The 1,478-nt window shown below is 73.3% G+C and carries 2 protein-coding genes; one reads left to right on the top strand and one right to left on the bottom strand.

Translation table 11 applies throughout. The features are described 5' to 3' along the window. Positions 1-105 precede the first annotated feature (105 nt). Positions 106-1,020 carry a diacylglycerol/lipid kinase family protein gene (locus G9H71_RS22625; RefSeq protein ID WP_331273210.1) on the bottom strand — a complete coding sequence of 305 codons (915 nt, stop codon included), beginning with the start codon at positions 1,018-1,020 and terminating at the stop codon, positions 106-108. A 74-nt stretch (positions 1,021-1,094) separates the two neighbouring features. Here G9H71_RS22625 and G9H71_RS22620 point away from each other — a divergent pair. Then, on the top strand, positions 1,095-1,478 hold a 384-nt coding region (locus tag G9H71_RS22620; RefSeq protein ID WP_331273209.1), incomplete at its 3' end, for an adenylosuccinate synthetase.

The raw sequence follows: 1,478 nt of genomic DNA, 5'->3' as shown, positions 1-1,478 counted from the left end.
GCCGGTTGGCAGAGTGCCGCATTCTCGCGGCGCCCGGTTGGCAGAGTGCCGCACTCTCGCGCTAGAGGGGCAGCAATGCCGCACTCTTCCCGCGGAGGGGGGCGGTCAGGCCGGCGTGGGCGCCCAGACCGACCACGCGCCGGGGGACATGGTCCAGGTGCGTGAGGTCAGCGGCCCGAGCACCTCGCCGTCCTCGTTCACCCCGAACTCCTCGCCGCTGACGGTCACGGACCTGCCCCGCGCCGTGACGACGTCGTCCCGCTCCGCGTGCTCGCCGCGGCGTACGTCCAGGGCGAAGCCCATCCGCTCCAGCGGCCCGGTCGAGGTGGCCACGACGACGTCGAGCAGCCCGTCGCCGGGGTCGGCGTCCGGCGCGAGGAGCGTGCCGCCGCCGATGGACGTGCCGTTGGCCACGCCGACCAGCAGCGCGTCGTCGTCGGCGACCACCTGCCCGTCGACCTCGACCCGGAGCTTCCATCCGGTGGAGCGCACACCGGCGACCACCGCCCCGACCGGGTACGCCGCCGGCCCAAGCGCCGGCTTCAGCCCGCCAGCCGCCTTGGCCGCGTCGGCCCCCACGCCGGCGTGCGCGGCGTTGACGACCGCGCTGCCGTCGTCCGCCGTGACCAGGTCCAGCCGGCGCGAGCTGCCGTCGCGGACCGCGCGCAGCAGGGCGGCCGCGGCCTGGACCGGGTCGAGCGGGATGCCGAGGCAGCGCGCGAAGTCGTTGCCCGTCCCCATGGGGACCAGGCCGAGCGGCGTCTCCCACTCCAGGAGCCCGGACTCGAGCAGCGCGTTGACCGTGACGTGCAGCGACCCGTCGCCGCCGGCGATCACCGGAGTGCGCCCACCGGCCTGGGCGAGGATGCGGCCCACGTCGTCCGCGTCGCCGCAGACGGCCTCGTCGACGTCGGCCGCGGAGCGCAGGACCGACTTCACCGCGACGATGGTGTCCCGCTGCGCCGAGCCCGCCCGGGCGTTCGTCACCAGCAGGAACGCGGGCCTCCCGGCGTCCGCCACGGGCGCTCCCATCTCCTCGTCCGGTAATCTCGCTCGCCGTACGCGTCCCCCCAGTCGAGTAGGTGTACACGCCCGTGCCCGCGATCGTGGTGGTCGGCGCCCAGTGGGGCGACGAGGGGAAGGGCAAGGCCACCGACGTTCTCGGGGCCGATGTCGACTACGTGGTGCGCTACAACGGCGGCAACAACGCCGGGCACACCATCGTCATCGGCGCTGAGAAGTACGCCCTCCACCTCCTGCCGAGCGGCATCCTCACGCCCACCGTCGTGCCGGTCATCGGCAACGGCGTCGTGATCGACCTGTCGGTGATGTTCTCCGAGATCGACCTGCTGGAGAGCCGCGGCGTCGACACCTCCAAGCTCATCATCAGCGCCAACGCGCACGTCATCGCGCCCTACCACCGCACGATCGACAAGGTCAGCGAGCGCTTCCTCGGCAAGGCCAAGATCGGGACGACC

The organism is Motilibacter deserti (assembly GCF_011250635.1).
GTDB classification, from domain to species: domain Bacteria; phylum Actinomycetota; class Actinomycetes; order Motilibacterales; family Motilibacteraceae; genus Motilibacter_A; species Motilibacter_A deserti.
This window is presented reverse-complemented; position numbering and strand designations above follow the sequence as displayed.